The 15,546-nt window shown below is 65.9% G+C and carries 10 protein-coding genes; 2 read left to right on the top strand and 8 right to left on the bottom strand.

Annotation, left to right across the window (positions count from 1 at the left end; genetic code table 11):
• Positions 1-38: 38 nt before the first annotated feature.
• From ACZZZM_RS06980 to ACZZZM_RS06950, 7 genes are all read right to left on the bottom strand, one after another.
• Positions 39-1,631: an AMP-binding protein gene (locus tag ACZZZM_RS06980; protein ID WP_463594384.1), complete on the bottom strand. Its 1,593-nt coding sequence runs from the start codon at positions 1,629-1,631 to the stop codon at positions 39-41.
• Positions 1,632-1,707: 76 nt separating this feature from the next.
• Positions 1,708-3,942 (bottom strand): TonB-dependent receptor, encoded by a 2,235-nt coding sequence (locus ACZZZM_RS06975; protein ID WP_463594383.1) that lies wholly within the window; start codon positions 3,940-3,942, stop codon positions 1,708-1,710.
• A 229-nt stretch (positions 3,943-4,171) separates the two neighbouring features.
• Positions 4,172-5,374, bottom strand: coding sequence for a 3-oxoadipyl-CoA thiolase (gene pcaF, locus ACZZZM_RS06970; protein WP_463594382.1), 1,203 nt, complete (start codon positions 5,372-5,374; stop codon positions 4,172-4,174).
• A gap of 66 nt (positions 5,375-5,440) precedes the next feature.
• Positions 5,441-6,466, bottom strand: a complete 1,026-nt coding sequence (gene rtcA, locus ACZZZM_RS06965) for an RNA 3'-terminal phosphate cyclase (RefSeq protein WP_463594380.1) — start codon at positions 6,464-6,466, stop codon at positions 5,441-5,443.
• A complete protein-coding gene (locus ACZZZM_RS06960; RefSeq protein ID WP_463594379.1) occupies positions 6,463-7,263 on the bottom strand; it encodes a nucleotidyltransferase domain-containing protein in 801 nt (266 codons plus the stop codon). The genes rtcA and ACZZZM_RS06960 overlap by 4 nt, the downstream gene beginning before the upstream one ends.
• A 14-nt stretch (positions 7,264-7,277) precedes the next feature.
• Positions 7,278-7,697: a hypothetical protein gene (locus tag ACZZZM_RS06955; protein WP_463594378.1), complete on the bottom strand. Its 420-nt coding sequence runs from the start codon at positions 7,695-7,697 to the stop codon at positions 7,278-7,280.
• A gap of 39 nt (positions 7,698-7,736) precedes the next feature.
• Entirely contained in the window at positions 7,737-8,963 is a 1,227-nt protein-coding gene (locus ACZZZM_RS06950; RefSeq protein WP_463594377.1) for an RtcB family protein, read from the bottom strand.
• Between the two features lie 319 nt (positions 8,964-9,282).
• Here ACZZZM_RS06950 and rtcR point away from each other — a divergent pair, with 319 nt between their 5' ends.
• Positions 9,283-10,875, top strand: coding sequence for an RNA repair transcriptional activator RtcR (gene rtcR / locus ACZZZM_RS06945; protein ID WP_463594376.1), 1,593 nt, complete (start codon positions 9,283-9,285; stop codon positions 10,873-10,875).
• A gap of 4 nt (positions 10,876-10,879) precedes the next feature.
• Here rtcR and ACZZZM_RS06940 read toward each other — a convergent pair whose 3' ends face one another.
• Complete coding sequence (locus ACZZZM_RS06940) at positions 10,880-13,996, bottom strand: helicase-related protein (protein ID WP_463594375.1); 3,117 nt, start codon at positions 13,994-13,996, stop codon at positions 10,880-10,882.
• A gap of 222 nt (positions 13,997-14,218) precedes the next feature.
• Between ACZZZM_RS06940 and ACZZZM_RS06935 the strand changes: the two genes are divergently transcribed.
• A complete protein-coding gene (locus ACZZZM_RS06935; protein WP_463594374.1) occupies positions 14,219-15,100 on the top strand; it encodes an SH3 domain-containing protein in 882 nt (293 codons plus the stop codon).
• Positions 15,101-15,546: the final 446 nt, after the last annotated feature.

The raw sequence follows: 15,546 nt of genomic DNA, 5'->3' as shown, positions 1-15,546 counted from the left end.
TGGGCCCCGGCACGAGGCCGGGGTGACAGGTTGGTGGCTCAGGCCGCCGCGGTTGCGCCTGAGAGCCGTCCCGCCGCGAACTCCGCGCGCAGGCGCTGCTTGTCAATCTTGCCCGAAGCGGCCAGCGGCATCGCCGCCACGCCGATCACTTCGCGAGGGATCCACCAGTCGGCGATCTCCCCGCGGAGCAGCTCGAGCAGCGTGCGCGGATCGTCCTCGCCTTCGGTTTCGACGATCAGCACCGGGCGTTCGCCCCATTTGGCATCGGGCCGCGCGATCACCGCGACGTGGCGAACCGCAGGATGCGTGCCGATCACCGCTTCGATCTCGGCGGGGTTGATCCACTCGCCACCCGACTTGATCAGATCCTTCGATCGCCCGCAGATCGTGAGATTGCCGTCGGCATCGATCGTCGCGAGATCGCCGGTATCGAAATAGCCCTCGGCATCGAGCGCATCTTCTGCGGCCTTGAAATAGCGGCCGAGCACGCTGTGCCCTTTTACCCACAAATGCCCAAGCGGGCCGCGCTGATCGGACAACGTGTTGCCCTCGGCATCAGTGAGCTTGAGATCGAGCCCCATCGGCGGGCGTCCCGAGGCGCGCACCGCGTCGGCCGGCGTGCCCGGAGGCGCGATCGTGCCGACCGGAGACAATTCGGTCATCCCCCAGCTTGTCTGGACTTCGGCGCCGAGCCGCTCCTCCATCCGGCGGAGCAGCGCATCAGGGCAGTTCGAGCCGCCGATCAGCACGCGCTGAAGCGCCGGCAGGTCGCTGCCGGTTGCGTCGAGATGGTCGATCAGTCCCAGCCACACCGTCTGCACACCGACTGCGACCGTCACGCCCTCGTCGCGCATGACCTGCGCCAGGCTCGCGCCGTCGAGCATCCGTCCCGGCAGCACCAGCCTCGCGCCCGCCGCGGGGGCCGCAAAGGGCATGCCCCAGCCATTGGCGTGGAACATCGGCACTGCGAGCATCAACACGTCGCGATTGGTGAGCCCGACCGCGTCAGCCTGGAGCGCGCGCAGCGTGTGGAGATAATTGGAGCGGTGGGTATAGACCACACCCTTGGGGCTACCGGTCGTGCCCGAAGTATAGCAGAGCCCGGCCGGAATATTCTCGTCGAACCCACCCCAGATCGCAGCCGCGCCATGCTCTGCGAGCAAGGCCTCATAGTCCCAGATTCGCGTCGCCATCAGCCCGGTGTCGGGAGCGGAAGCGTCGAGCACGATGACATGCTCGATCGTCGGGCACAGCGCCACGACTTCCTCGGCCAGCGGCATCAGATCCGCCGACACCGCGAGCACGCGGTTCTCGGCCTCGCCGATCATCGTTGCCAGATGCGCTGCGGTCAGCCGCGGATTGAGCGTGTGGCAGACCAGCCCCACCCCCATTGCGGCATAATAGGTTTCGAGATGGTGGCGCGTGTTCCACGCCAGCGTGCCGACCCGGTCGCCCGGTTCGAGCCCGAGCGCCAGCAGCGCACCCGACATCAGGTTCGCCCGCTCGCGCAGCTCGGCATAAGTGAAGCGTGCGGCGACGCGTCCTGCATCGGCCTCAACGATCTCGCGATCCCCGAACCATTTGGCAGCATGGTCGAGGAATTTGTCTACCGTCAGGCCGTAGGGTTGCATGACACTTTCAAGCTGTTCGCGAGCCGGGAAAGATGGCCGCCGCCCGGGGAGGCGGACGGCGGCCAAGGCGTGGTGATCAGAAGGTCTTGAGCAGCTTGGCGCCGTACTGGCGCGGCGGGCCGGCGAAATAGAGCCCGCTGTTGAGCGCCGCCGGATAATGCTGGTCGGTCAGGTTGGTGGCATAGGCCGTCAGCGTCCAGCTCTTGTGCTGATAAGCGAGCTGGGCGTTGAGGATGTTGCGCTCGACGATGCTGTCGCCGCGCGCGACATTCTCGAACAAGGTCGCCCATTGCTGGCCGATATGCCCGAAATTGGCGCGGGGGATGATCTTGTCGCCATTGCCCAGCTCCAGCGTATATTCGGCGCTGAAGTTGAAGGTCAGATCCGGCGCATAGGTCTGGCGGCGGCCCTTCAGATTGATGCAGTTGGTCGCTGCGGGCGGACCGCCGACGATTGGATCGCAGGCGCCGGTCGCCGCACCGCGCGGATCGCTGGCGTAGAACTGGCCAAGCTCCGAGTGCAGCACGTTGATGCCGGCACCAAGACGCAGCCCGCCGAGATGCACATCGGCCTGCGCTTCGAAGCCATAGATCTTGGTCGGGTTCTTCACGTTCAGCTCAATCCCGAAGGTCGGGAAGGTCGGATAGCCGATAATGACCTGGAAGTTCTTATAGTCGTTATAGAAGCCGCTGACCGTGGTGCGGACGCGGCCATTTGCGAAATTGCCCTTCCAGCCGGCTTCGTACGAACGCACTTCCTCGGGCTCGAACGGCGCGGGGTTGCCCAGGCCGACCGGCAGGTTGAGGCCGCCCGGACGGAAGCCGGTGGCGACGAAGCCGTAGAAATAATGATCGTCGCTCGCCTTCCAGCCCAGCGAGACCTTGTAGGAGATATTGTCCGATTTGACCGACTGGTTAGCCACGATCGGCGCGCCATATTGGATCACATCGACTTCGTTGGTCGATTTGCTCTCGGTATAGCGTGCGCCGGCTTCGAGCTTGAGGCTCGGCGTGATGTTGAAGCCGATCTGCCCGAACGCCGCATAGCTGTGCGTCAGATTGTTGCCCTGCAGCTTGTACTGCGCCGCCGGCAGGTTGAACGGATAGGCCGTGTCGATGATGAACTGGTATGGCCGCTTGAAGTGATAATCGTTCCACACGGCGAACGCGCCGAGCAGCCAGGTGAAGCGTTGGTTGTCGGGCGAGATGACGTTGAATTCGGTGGTGACCTGCTGCTCGTCGACGCTGTCGTAAAAACTGCTGAAGCCCGTCGCCGTGCCGTCGAGGTCCGCACGATACATCGTGTTGCCCCACTGGTAGCTCGAAACCGAGCGGAGCTTGACGCCGCCGGACGTTTCGAATTCGCCCTTGAAGACCTGACGGATCATATTGTCGCGCGCACCCTGCGGCGCGTTGTACGAGACATCGAACAGGTCGCGATAATTTGGGTTGGGCGTGCTGGTGCCCGGCAGGGTCTTGTAGAAATTGAGCGCCGGACTTGCGGGATAGGCGCCAAGATCAAGCCACGAATAGTCGGTCTTCGAGCTGAAGGTCAGGCTGTCGGTCGGCTTCCAGAGAAGGCTGAGCCGCGCCGAGAGGATGCCGACCTTGCCCTCTTCATAGGCATAGGGCGCGCCGCCGGGACCGGTAATGTCGTAGAAGCTGTCGCGCCGCGAGGTATAGACCGCCGCGCGCGCCGCGAAGGTGTCGCTGATCGGCAGGTTCACCGCGCCCTGGAATCCGGCCTCGTTGAAGCTGCCGTAATTGACGTTGAAATAGCCATGATTGCCGCCGTTGATGATCGGATCGGTGGTGTTAACGAACACCGCGCCGCCGGTCGCGTTCTGGCCGACGATCGTGCCCTGCGGCCCGCGCAGCACCTGGATGTTGGCAACGTCGTAATAGGGCTCCATCTGGAAATAGCCCGGGAAGCTCGGCACGCCGTCGCGATAAGTGATCACGCCGGTCGTGGTCTGGGTGTTGTGCTCGGCCTTGCCGATGCCGCGGACGTTGAAATCATTGCCCTGGCCGAAATTGTTGACGACGATCGAGGGCATCGCGAACTGCAGCGCGTCGACATTGACGACACCCTTATTCTCCAGATCCGTGCCCGAGAGCACCGACGCCGAGATCGCGCTGGTCATCAGATTTTCGACGCGGCGTGTCGCGGTGACGACGATTTCGCCTTCATTGTCCTGCGAGGCCCCGGCCTCCGGGGCGCTCTGTGCCGGTGCCGCAGTCTGCGCCGCAGCCGAACCGCACCACGCGAATGCCAGCGCCGATGCGCTCAGCCACAACATCCGATTCGTCATGAAACCCTCCCTAGCTCCTCTCAGGCGCGCTCTTCGGCACGATGACTGAAGGATGCCGCAAAGCTTCCGGCCTGGCAATACTAATTCTCACAAGAGTGAACGTTGGCGAGAGAGTGAGCTAATTCGCTTGTGTGGCGAACCTCAGCCCTACCCTGGCGAAGGTTGTGCCCCAGTCTCAGCGTGTATTGATAAACGCGATGCCCGCGTTGCCCGGGCCTATCCGCAAGCCTCAAACCCGCTCGATAACCACCGCAATCCCCTGCCCTACGCCGATGCACATCGCGCACAAGGCATAGCGGCCACCGCTGCGGTGCAATTCTCCGGTCGCAGTAAGCGCCAGCCGTGCGCCCGACATGCCGAGCGGATGCCCGAGCGCAATCGCACCGCCATTGGGGTTCACATGCGCCGCATCGTCGGCCAGCCCCAGTTCGCGGAGCACCGGCAGCGCCTGCGCGGCAAAGGCCTCGTTGATCTCGACCACGTCCATCTGTCCGATCGTCAGGCCGAGCCGGGCGAGCAGCTTCTGCGCTGCGGGCGCCGGCCCCATGCCCATGATCCGCGGCGGCACGCCCGCCACTGCCCCGCCCAGGATTCGGGCCCGCGGTGTCAGGCCATTGGCGCGCGCCGTGGCCTCACTGGCGACGATCAGCGCCGCCGCGCCATCGTTGATCCCCGATGCATTGCCAGCAGTGACGGTGCCGTCGGGCCGGACCACCGGCTTGAGCCTCGCCAGTGCCTCCAGCGTGGTGCGGCGTGGATGCTCGTCGCGCGACACGATCAGCGGATCGCCTTTGCGCTGCACGATGCTGACCGGCACGATTTCGGCGTCGAAGCGGCCGCTGTCCTGTGCGCGCCCCGCGCGCTCCTGGCTGCGCAGTGCAAAGGCATCCTGGTCCTCGCGGCTCACCTCGAACGCCTCGGCGACATTCTCGCCCGTAGAGGGCATCGTGTCGTCGCCATAGACGCTCTTGAGCGCCGGATTGACGAACCGCCACCCCATCGTCGTATCGTACATCTTCACATTGCGATCGAATGCGCCCTCGGCCTTGGCCATCACGAATGGCGCGCGGCTCATGCTCTCGACACCGCCAGCGATCATCAATTCGGCCTCGCTGCCGCGGATCACCCGCGCCGCGGTCAGCACTGCGTCGAGCCCCGAGCCGCACAGCCGGTTGAGCGTCACTCCCCCGCTTTTGTCGGGCAGCCCCGCGAGCAGCCCCGCCATCCGCGCGACGTTGCGATTGTCCTCGCCCGCCTGGTTGGCGCAGCCGAGCACGACATCGTCCACCTGGCCCCAGTCGACACCGGGATTGCGCTCGATCAGCGCGCGGATCGGGATCGCGGCCAGATCGTCGGCACGGACCTGCGCCAGCGCGCCCGCATAGCGCCCGATCGGCGTGCGCACCGCGTCGCAGATATAGGCATGGGTCATAGCGATGGTCTCCGGATCAGCTTGGCCAAAAGCCTAGCCGAATTCGCGCGACCGGCCAGCTTGGCTTTATTCGCTGCCCTGCAATCGAACCAGATGGCAACCGTTTGGCTGTTGCTGGAAGGTCCAGCGCTGGCCGGTGAAGCGCTCGATGATGTCGCGCGCCGTCAATGCATGCTGGCTCGGCTTCACCGTGGTGAAACTCCCGCCCCCCGCCAGCGCGAAGGGCAGCAGCAATTGATCCGCCAGATAGGGCCCGGCGAACGCCTCCGAGCCGAGAAACCCCGCCATCCGGTGGGCCGCGGTCTTGGCCAGCGATTCCGCCGACACGCCGAGCTTGCCGAAGCCGGTCACCACTTCGGTGGCATGCTCAAACACCGCCTCGAGCATCAGCGCATTGCCCGGCCCCTGCTCCTCGGGCAGCTGACGCGCGGAGAACGCCTCCTCCGGCCAGTCCGCCAGCAGCTTGCGCGCCGTCGCGAGCTCGCGCTCGGCGATGCTAAACGGCAGGCCGGCAAACAATGCCGTCGCCGAGACCGACACCAATGCGCCACGCTCGACGCAGTCGATCGGCACGAGCTTCGCCGGCACGATATCGACTTCGATGCGCCCGCCCCCGCGCGGAAAGAAGCCATGCCGCGTCAGCCGCGCCGAGACCTGCGGCCCCATGCGATGGATGACAGGCAGAAACGCGCGCTCGATGAATTCGAACGGCGGCGCCATCATGTTGTGCGTGCCCCCTTCCAACACCAGCCGCGAAGGCGCGTCGGCCAGCAGCAGCGGCATCAGCACGGTCTGGAGCACGAGGCTGGTGCTGCCTGCAGTGCCGACCGCGAAGCGGTATTCGCCCGGCATGACCCGGCCCGGCGTGAAGCCGATCTCCGGCGATCCGACCGACACGCCCTCGCATTCGGCGCCGCCGATCGCGCACGCGGCCTCCACCGCCGTCAGATGCTGGCGCATCAGCCCCGGCTTTTCGCGTCCCCCGCGAATGTTGGTGATGCGAAAGGGCTGGCCGGTGATCAGCGACAGCGCCAGCGCATTGCGCACCACCTGCCCTCCGCCCTCGCCTTCCGCTCCATCGATGATGATCATGAATTCACCAGTTCCACAAAGAGGTCGCTCGCCTGCTGCATGGCATCGGCCGGCAATTGCGATACCGGCAGTTCCGATGCGCGCGCCAGTTCGTTCGCGATCAGCGCCTCGAGCGCCGGCACGCGGGTGCCGTTCGACATTTCGTCGGTCCGCGCCTTGGCCTCGACCAGATCCTCGATCTGCGCGATCAACGAAGCCGAGAGGTCGCACCTTTCGATCAGCGCCTGCAGGTTCATCGGCGGGCGCATTGCCGGATTTAGCCGCACCGCCCGCACCGCCAGCGCCGGGCGCAGCGCATAGAAATACCGTTTCACCGGCACATCGCCCGAAGCGCGATCGAGCCAGCGGTTCGAAGCGGCGCGACCGAGATTGGCGTAATGATGCGCCAGTGCTCGCGGATCGAGCAAAGCATCGGCGAGCTCGCCAAGCTTCCCGATGAACGGATCGTCGGCGCGGTAACGGATCGGCGACAGCATCCACTCGCTGACTACGGCATTCGACTTGAGCAACAGGCCGAGTGCCTTGCGCACGTCCCAGCCGTTCAAGTCGACCTCGTCCACGATCGGCTGCTCGATCACGTCGCGCCCCGGCACCAGCGACAGATACCAGTCGCGCGGTCGCACATAGACGAAGCGCACGTCGTAATCGCTGTCAGGCGACGGAAAGCCCCAGGCCCGCGAACCGGATTCGATCGCCATCAGCAAACGCACTCCGTCGCCAGACTCGACAGCGTCGAGCCGCGTCTCGATCTCGCGCCGGACGGCGTCGGGGATGGGGTCCGTCAAATCAGTGATCATCGCTCTACTCGTTATCAGATGTCCGGCGCATCCTCCCATCGGGTCGCAGCCGGTTGTGGAATGAATATGCGCGGCGTCCAGCAGTCCGTTCGCAAGGTGCCGATTTCGGCTCCGCAGCGGCATAGCTGGTTCGGCCCGTCGATGCCGGCCAGCCCGCAACAGCCATTCAGGCGATCGCGCTTGCGCGTAAGCAGCACGGCGTCGGTCAAATCTGCCGGGTTGAGCCAATATTGCGGGACGAATTCGAGACGGCCGGGCATGTCGGTCTGGGATCGTTCGATCGGCTGGAACGACTTGAACGCCACGCCCGCATCGGTGAGCGGCTTACCATCCTCGTGCATAGGTTGCGTCACCGTCGGATCCTTGCTCGAAAGCACCTCCAGCGCCAGCGCAAGAGCCGCGTCGCACCCGGCGCAATGGAGCGTCTTTCGCATCGTAGGCTCCTCGAGTGATGGCGGTGCACGCCAAAGGCATCAGCCCTTGACGCACACCACCTGCTTGAGCGTGTGGACGATCTCGACCAGATCCGCCTGCGCGGCCATCACGGCCTCGATCGGCTTGTACGCACGCGGCGTCTCATCGATCACGCTCATGTCCTTGCGGCACTCGACGCCCGCCGTATCGGCGATATGCTCGTCGAGCGTCACCAGCTTCTTCGCTGCGGTGCGAGACATTACGCGCCCCGCGCCGTGCGAGCAGCTGTCGAACGAGTCCGGATTGCCCAGCCCGCGGACGATGAACGACTTGGCGCCCATCGAACCCGGGATGATCCCCATCACGCCCTTGGCCGCACGAACCGCACCCTTTCGGGTGACCAGCACGTTTTCACCGAAATGGTTCTCGCGCTGGACGTAATTGTGGTGGCAATTGACTGCCTCCAGTTCCGCATCGAACGGCTTGGCGATCTGGCCCCGGAGCGCGCGGATGACGTTGGTCATCATCATGCGCCGGTTGAGAGCGGCAAAGTCCTGCGCCCAGCCGACCGCCTCGACATAGTCGTCGAAATGATCGGTCCCTTCCGGGAAATAAGCGAGATCCTCGTCGGGCAGATTGACGTGCCACTTGCGCATGTCCTGCTTGGCCAGTTCGATGAAGAACGTGCCAATGGCATTGCCCACGCCGCGCGAACCCGAATGCAGCATCACCCACACGCGCTGCTCCTCGTCGAGGCACAGTTCGATGAAGTGGTTGCCGGTGCCCAGCGTCCCGAGATGCACCAGGTTGTTGGTGTTCTTGAGCCGCGGATGCTTGTCGGCGATGCGCTGGAAGCGCGCCGCTAACGTCGCCCAGGCCTCGACGATCGTGGGCGGAGGCGACCCCCACGAACCGGTGTCGCGCTTGCTGCGCCCCACCGAACGGCCATGCGGCACTGCCTGCTCGATCGCCGAGCGAACGCCCTCCAGATTGTCGGGCAAGTCGCTCGCCATCAGCGAAGTGCGCGCCGCCATCATGCCGCAGCCGATATCGACGCCCACTGCGGCAGGGATCACCGCGCCCTTGGTCGGGATCACCGAGCCCACCGTCGCGCCGATGCCGACATGGACGTCGGGCATCACCGCCACATGCTTGAACACAAACGGCATCTGCGCCGCGCGCGCCAACTGGGCGCGAGCCCCGTCTTCCACCGGCACGCCGCGGGTCCACATCTTGATCGGCACGCCACCTTCGACATGCTGATAGTCATAGGTCGTCTCGGTCATCTCGACCTCCCTTGCATCTGGTATCAGTACAGCCCCGGCGCGACGACGGCGGAGTGCGAAATCACTCGAGCCTCTTGGGGCGGCCGGCCCATTCCGGCCGCCCCTCGCGCGTCCTGCCGGAGGAGGTTCGACCGCTCCGTCCGACGCAGGACCCTATCGCAGGAGGTGTGCCAGTTTTCGCGACCCCTATGATTTGGCCATTTAACATATTGATACTATTAGATATTACTTGATGGTCCCGTTATAGTGGCACCTGCTGCCTTGAATTGCCACCGCATTTGATATCGCAACAGCTAAAGTTTTATCCTACGATCTAATCATGAAGCCACTCACCGTGATCGGATTCCTCGGATCGACGCTGGACGCCAGCAAGTTCGGCCCGTCGCGCTGGAGCAAGTGGCGCCCGACCGTGGGCGTGACGATGCACGAGGATCTGCGCGTCGATCGCTTCATTCTCATCCATGGCGGCGGGCATCGGCGGCTCGCCGAATATGTCGCCGAGGATATCGCCTCAGTCTCGCCTGAAACCAGCGTCGAGTTGCGCCTGCTCGATTTCCGCGATCCGTGGGACTTCGAGGAAGTCTATGGCAAGCTGCTCGACTTCGCGCGCGCCGAGCCCTTCGATCCCGAGGCAGAGGACTATCTGGTCCACATCACCACCGGCACGCATGTCGCGCAGATCTGCCTCTTCCTACTGACCGAGGCGCGCTACCTGCCGGGCCGCCTGCTCCAGACCCAGCCTGAGCGCGGCACGCTCAATCCGGCCGGCATTTGGACCACGATCGACCTGGATCTTTCGCGCTATGACAGCATCGCCACGCGCTTCGCCGCGGCCAGCGCCGAGAGCAATTCGTTCCTGAAGTCGGGCATCGAGACGCACAACGCCAGCTTCAACCGGATGATCGACGAGATCGAGCGCGTCGCTTTGCGTTCCAAGGCGCCGATCCTGCTGATGGGGCCCACCGGCGCCGGCAAGAGCCAGCTCGCCCGCCGCATCTACGAGCTCAAGCGGCTCAAGCACCAGATTGCCGGGCCGTTTGTCGAAGTGAATTGCGCGACGCTGAAGGGCGATGGCGCGATGTCGGCGCTGTTCGGCCATCGCAGGGGCGCGTTCACCGGCGCAGTCGCGGACCGGCCCGGGCTGCTCCGCGCTGCCGACAAGGGCATGCTGTTCCTCGACGAAATCGGCGAACTTGGCCTCGACGAACAGGCGATGATCCTGCGCGCAATCGAGGACAAGCGCTTCCTCCCCGTTGGCTCTGACAAGGAAGCCGCGTCCGAATTCCAGCTGATCGCCGGCACCAATCGCAGCCTTGGCGAAGCCGTCGCCGCGGGTGCGTTCCGCGACGATCTCTATGCGCGCCTCAATCTCTGGACCTTCCAGTTGCCCGGCCTTGCCGAGCGCCGCGAGGATATCGAGCCCAATCTCGATTACGAGCTCGATCGCTATGCCGAGCGCGAGGGCGACCGCGCCAGCTTCAACAAGGAAGCCCGCCAGCGCTATCTTGCCTTCGCGACCTCCCCCGAGGCGCTCTGGGCCGGCAATTTCCGCGATCTTGCCGCCAGCGTCACGCGGATGGCGACGCTCAGCCCCAAGGGCCGCATCGACCTGGATTGCGTCCAGGCCGAGATCGCGCGGCTCAAGCGTTTATGGTCCGCCCAGCAGGACGATGACCTTGGCGCACTGCCGGAAATCCTCGATGCCGATGCCCTAGCCGAAATCGACCCATTCGATCGCGTCCAACTCGCCGAAACCGTCCGGGTCTGCCGCGCCAGCCGCTCGCTGTCCGAAGCCGGCCGCGCGCTGTTCGCGGCATCCCGCACCCGCCGCAGCACCGCCAACGATGCCGATCGGCTGCGCAAATATCTGGCGCGGTTCGGGCTGGATTGGGCGAGCGTTTCGGGCGCCTGACCGGTCAGGCGGCCAGCGCCTCCAGCAGGGTCTGAACCCGCTCGACCCGCCGATCCTCGTCGATCGCCTCGACCAGCAACAGCCGCTCGTTCTTCTCCGTCAGCCCGTGCCGCGCCGCATCGCCGCCGAAATCGGGTCGCGGCGTCAGCGCGATCGCCGACGGCCCGGCATCTACCCGCGCGACGCCCGCGGTCCGCGCCGCGAGACGCAGCCGCGTGTGCGCCATCAGCGCCGCCGCCGTCTCGGGCAAGGGCCCGAAGCGATCGATCAATTCCTCCTCGAATGCGTCGATCTCGGCTTCATGGACCAGCCGGCTCAGCCGCACGTAAAGCGTCAGCCGTATATCGGCCTCAGGGATCCACTCCTCGGGCAAGGCGCCCTTTGCCCCCAGATGCAACTCGGGCGTCCAGCGATCGACTGCCTCGCCCCGCGCCGCGCGCAGCGCCTGGCCGAGCAGATGCTGGTACAGGTCGATGCCAATCAGCTTCATGTGCCCCGCCTGGGTCTCACCCAGCAGATCGCCCGCCCCGCGCATGTCTAGGTCCTGCGCGCTGATCTCGAACCCGGCACCCAGCCGATCGAACGTGGAGAGCGTACGCAGCCGCTTGAGCGTGCGCTCGCCGATCGTCTCCTCTTCGCTGGTCAGCAGGATGACCTGCCCGCGCCGCGTCCCACGCCCGACGCGCCCGCGCAACTGGTGGAGCTGCGCCAGCCCGAAGCGGTCGGCGCGCCACACGATCATCGTATTGGCGCGCGGCACGTCGAGCCCGGCCTCGATGATGTTGGTTGCGAGCAGGATGTCCCCCTGCCCCTCGGCAAAGCCGACCATCGCGGCATCGATCTCGGCCGGCGGCATCTTGCCGTGCGCCTCGACCAGAGCGAGATGGGGCACTGCGCGCCGCAATTTCTCGGCGAGCCGCGCCATGTCTTCGATCCGCGGCACCACCACGAAGCTCTGCCCGCCCCGGCCCTTCTCGCGCAGCAAGGCGGTGCGGATGCGCGTATCATCATATTGATCCAGGCTGGTGCGGATCGGCTGGCGCCGCGCCGGTGGGGTGGCGATGATCGAGATCTGCTGCAGCCCGACCAAAGCCATTTGCAGCGTCCGCGGGATCGGCGTGGCGCTCAGGCTCAGCAGATGCACGTCGCCCGATCCGCGCAATTTGGCCTTGTCGGCGGCACCGAAGCGCTGCTCCTCGTCGATCACCACTAGCCCCAGCCGCGCATATTCAACGCCCTTGGCCATCACTGCGCCGGTGCCGATCACGACATGGATCGAGCCATCGGCGAGCCCTGCCTTGACTGCCTTCTTCTCCGCCGCGCTCGACAGTCGCGAGAGACCGGCAACCTCGAGCCCCGTCCCCTCGAAGCGCCGCTCGAAGCTGGCCAAGTGCTGGCGGACGAGCACGGTGGTCGGCGCCGCGACCACCACCTGGTGCCCGGCCAGCGCCGCCAGCGCCGCCGCGCGCAGCGCCACTTCGGTCTTGCCATAGCCGACATCGCCCACGACGAGCCGGTCCATCGGCCTGCCGCTCGCCAGATCGGCGCGCACCGCCGCAATCGCCCGCGCCTGGTCCGCGGTTTCGTTGAACGCGAAGTCGCTGGCGAATCTCTCATAGGCCGCAGGATCGGGATCGAGCACCGGCGCGGTCAGCTTGGCCCGCGCCTCCGCCAGCGCCGCCAGCCCTTGGGCGCTCTCGGCAATCGCGGCATTGATCTCGCCCCGGCGCTTGAGCCAGGACGAGCCGTCGAGCTTGTCGAGCGTCACGGCGTCGGCGTCCGCGCCATAGCGCCAGACCCGGTCGGCCTCGTCGACTGCCACCAGCCGCCGCGAGCCCCCGGCATATTCGATCGCGATCATCTCGCCGCCTTCCCCGCCCGCAGCCGGAGCCAGTTCGAGTCCTACGACCACGCCGACGCCGTGATCCTCATGGACGACCACGTCGCCGATGCGGATCTCACTGCCGATCATCCACGGATTGGCGCTGGCGACCGCACCCTCGCCGTTCAGCGCGCGGCTGCCGAGCAAGTCGGCGGCGGCAACCAGGACTAAGCCCTCTCCGATAAAGCCAGCATCGGCGGGCATTTCGAGAAAGCCGGCATGTCCCGCAGCAAGCGCCCCGGCCTCGCCCCAATCGCCGAGCGCCGCCATTTCCACCCCCAGCCGCCTGGCGACCCGCGTCCGCAGGAAGCGCAAATCGCGCGCGCTGCCGGCAAGCACGAATGCGCGGCTCTCCAGGAGTGGCTTGGCGAAGCGCGCGAGCGCCGCCAGCGGCGAGCGCGTCTCGGCAAAGCGCGGCACCGCCTCGGACGCCGCATCGAACGCCACCTGCCGCCATTCGGACAAGGCCGCCGCCCAATCCGCCTCGGCCACGGCATCGATCTTGCCACTCCGCGCCCCCGCCGCATCCGACGCGAGCTGGAGGAATCGCTGCCGCCGCTTGTCGGCCTTCTCCGAAAACACGATCGCTCCGGGCTTCACATGCGCCAGGATCGAAGCTTCGCCTTCGCCCGAAGGCTCCGCCGCGCGCCCGATCTCGAGCGCCACCAGTTCGTCGACGCTGCGCTGGGTGACGGGGTCATAGGATCGGATCGAGGCGACCTTGCCCTCGGCGATCTCGATCCGCGCCGGCAGCCCGGCATCGGCCGGAAAGATATCGACCACCTCGCCGCGCACTGCCATTTCGCCCGGCTCGTCGACGCGGTCGTCGGCGAAATAGCCGATCGCCTCAAGCATCGCCGACAATTCCTCCATGGCCAGCGCATCGCCCAGCGATATGCGCGGCAGTGCCTGATCGAACGCTGCCGGCGGCGGATAGAGCCGCGCCGCCGCCTCGCCGCTCATCACGCAAGCCAAATGCCCGCGGGCGCCGTCCTGCTGCGCCATCCGCAGCGCATGCAGCGCCGCCACGCGCACGCCGATATTGGCCGGGGATGCCGGCGCCAGATCGCCGGGCAGCGCGTCGCTCGATGGCACGAAGAAGATGGGAGCTTCCGGCAGCATCGCCCGCAGCGCTGTGGTCAGCGCCTGCGCCTGCTGGTCGTCGTCGGCGAGGTAGATCACGTCTTCGGTTTCCAGCGCACGCGCCATTTGCGCCGCGGTCCACGCGATCGAAGTCATTCAGATCCTTCCAGTTCGGCAGCGCGGACGCGGTGCGATCTGCCGACAAACGCAAGCGAAGGGGAAAAGCCGCTGGCGGCAGGCAAAATTTCCCGCGCGTCCGAATTCCTGTCAGCTTTCCTCACTATTCTGACCACGCTTGTAACTGGAGCCCCGCGCCGCGCGATCCCAATCTGATCACAGCAGACTCAGGCCTGCTTCATCGAACGAGGGGACATCGCGATGAATAAGCATCATTGGTTTTCGGCCGCCTGCGCGCTTGCGCTGGCCGGCGCCGCATCGCCGGCAATGGCGGGCGACAAGGACAAGCAGGTCCAGCTCGCTAAGTGCGATGCCTCGGCCGGCACCATCGCCATCACCGATGGCGATCAGCAGGGCTGGACGCAGTTCAAGCTCTCCAGCCCGCGCGGCATGCTCGGCAAGCTCATCGAGCAATCGGGCTGCTTCACGCTGCACAATCCGGCGAGCGGCCAGCCCGCCGATTTCCTGATGAGCGCAATCGCCGGCTCGAAGGAAGAAGTCGACAAGTCGGTCAACCTCGCCAAGGGCGCACTGACCGAAGGACTGATCCGTTCGGGCGCCGCGGGCCAGTTGCTGACCAAGGTGCCGATGGGCGGCGCGATCTTCCGTGCCTTTGGCGGTCTCGGCGGCAAGAAGAAGACCGTGTTTGCCGGCCTCCGCGTGATCAGCCCCGGCACCGGCCAGACCTTGGTCACCGGCACCGGCGAATCCAAGAAATCCTTCATCAAGATCATCGACACTGGCGGCTGGGGCGGCACCGCCGCCGCGGGTGACATGGGCGGCTATGCCGGCTCGTCGGACGGAAAGATGCTCGTCGGTGCCTTTATCGAAGCGTATAACGGCCTGGTCGAGCAGCGCGATGTCCTCGCCGCCGCCCGCCCGGCGCCCGCCGCGGCTGCAGGCTATACCGTTGCGGTCGATACCAAGCTGTGGGCGACGGCGGCGGCATCCGGCACGCCGCTCCGCGCTCTCCGTGCCGCAACCAGCCTGACCCCCACCGGCGCGGCGCGCCAAGGCCTCTTCGTCGAAGTTACCGACGGTTACGGCACCAAGGGATGGGTTTCCGTGGAAGACCTGCGCTGACGCGACCCGACGCAGGAACTTCGGGCGCCGTCCGTGCAAGCGGGCGGCGCCTTTTTTTCGCTCGCCCCCATCTTCGCATTAATTCTGACGCGCTTTGTCATCGAACTGGCAGCGCTTGTCACTGGCGTGCCGGGCAGTCCGCGGGGAAACTTACCCGCAGGATTTGAGAAGGAAAAGACGATGCGGCGGAACTGGAAGCGCGCCTTAGGCGCAGTGCTCGTGGGATCGGCATTGCTTGCGGCAGCCGCCTGGGCAGCAGCCGGGCGACCGATGCCGCGCTAATCCGCAGTTGAAGATCGCGTTCCAGCGATTTTGCCAAGTAGAGCGCCTGTGCAGATTGCGACCCCGGCCCAGGCTATCGAAGGGGGGACGCCGCCAGCTGGGAGGAGCGGGCGGCGTCCTCTTGCGTTTATTGGCCGATCAGGGCGAAAGGCGCCCACACGGCG

This window comes from Sphingomonas sp. AC522 (genome assembly GCF_979258125.1).
The sequence above is the reverse complement of the archived record's forward strand: the minus strand, read 5'-3'. Positions and strand labels throughout refer to the sequence as shown.

Coding starts and splice junctions, on each gene's coding strand:
- ACZZZM_RS06980 (WP_463594384.1), bottom strand. CDS start 1,631: ATGCAACCCTACGGCCTGACGGTAGACAAATTCCTCGACCATGCTGCC.
- ACZZZM_RS06975 (WP_463594383.1), bottom strand. CDS start 3,942: ATGACGAATCGGATGTTGTGGCTGAGCGCATCGGCGCTGGCATTCGCG.
- pcaF (WP_463594382.1), bottom strand. CDS start 5,374: ATGACCCATGCCTATATCTGCGACGCGGTGCGCACGCCGATCGGGCGC.
- rtcA (WP_463594380.1), bottom strand. CDS start 6,466: ATGATCATCATCGATGGAGCGGAAGGCGAGGGCGGAGGGCAGGTGGTG.
- ACZZZM_RS06960 (WP_463594379.1), bottom strand. CDS start 7,263: ATGATCACTGATTTGACGGACCCCATCCCCGACGCCGTCCGGCGCGAG.
- ACZZZM_RS06955 (WP_463594378.1), bottom strand. CDS start 7,697: ATGCGAAAGACGCTCCATTGCGCCGGGTGCGACGCGGCTCTTGCGCTG.
- ACZZZM_RS06950 (WP_463594377.1), bottom strand. CDS start 8,963: ATGACCGAGACGACCTATGACTATCAGCATGTCGAAGGTGGCGTGCCG.
- rtcR (WP_463594376.1), top strand. CDS start 9,283: ATGAAGCCACTCACCGTGATCGGATTCCTCGGATCGACGCTGGACGCC.
- ACZZZM_RS06940 (WP_463594375.1), bottom strand. CDS start 13,996: ATGACTTCGATCGCGTGGACCGCGGCGCAAATGGCGCGTGCGCTGGAA.
- ACZZZM_RS06935 (WP_463594374.1), top strand. CDS start 14,219: ATGAATAAGCATCATTGGTTTTCGGCCGCCTGCGCGCTTGCGCTGGCC.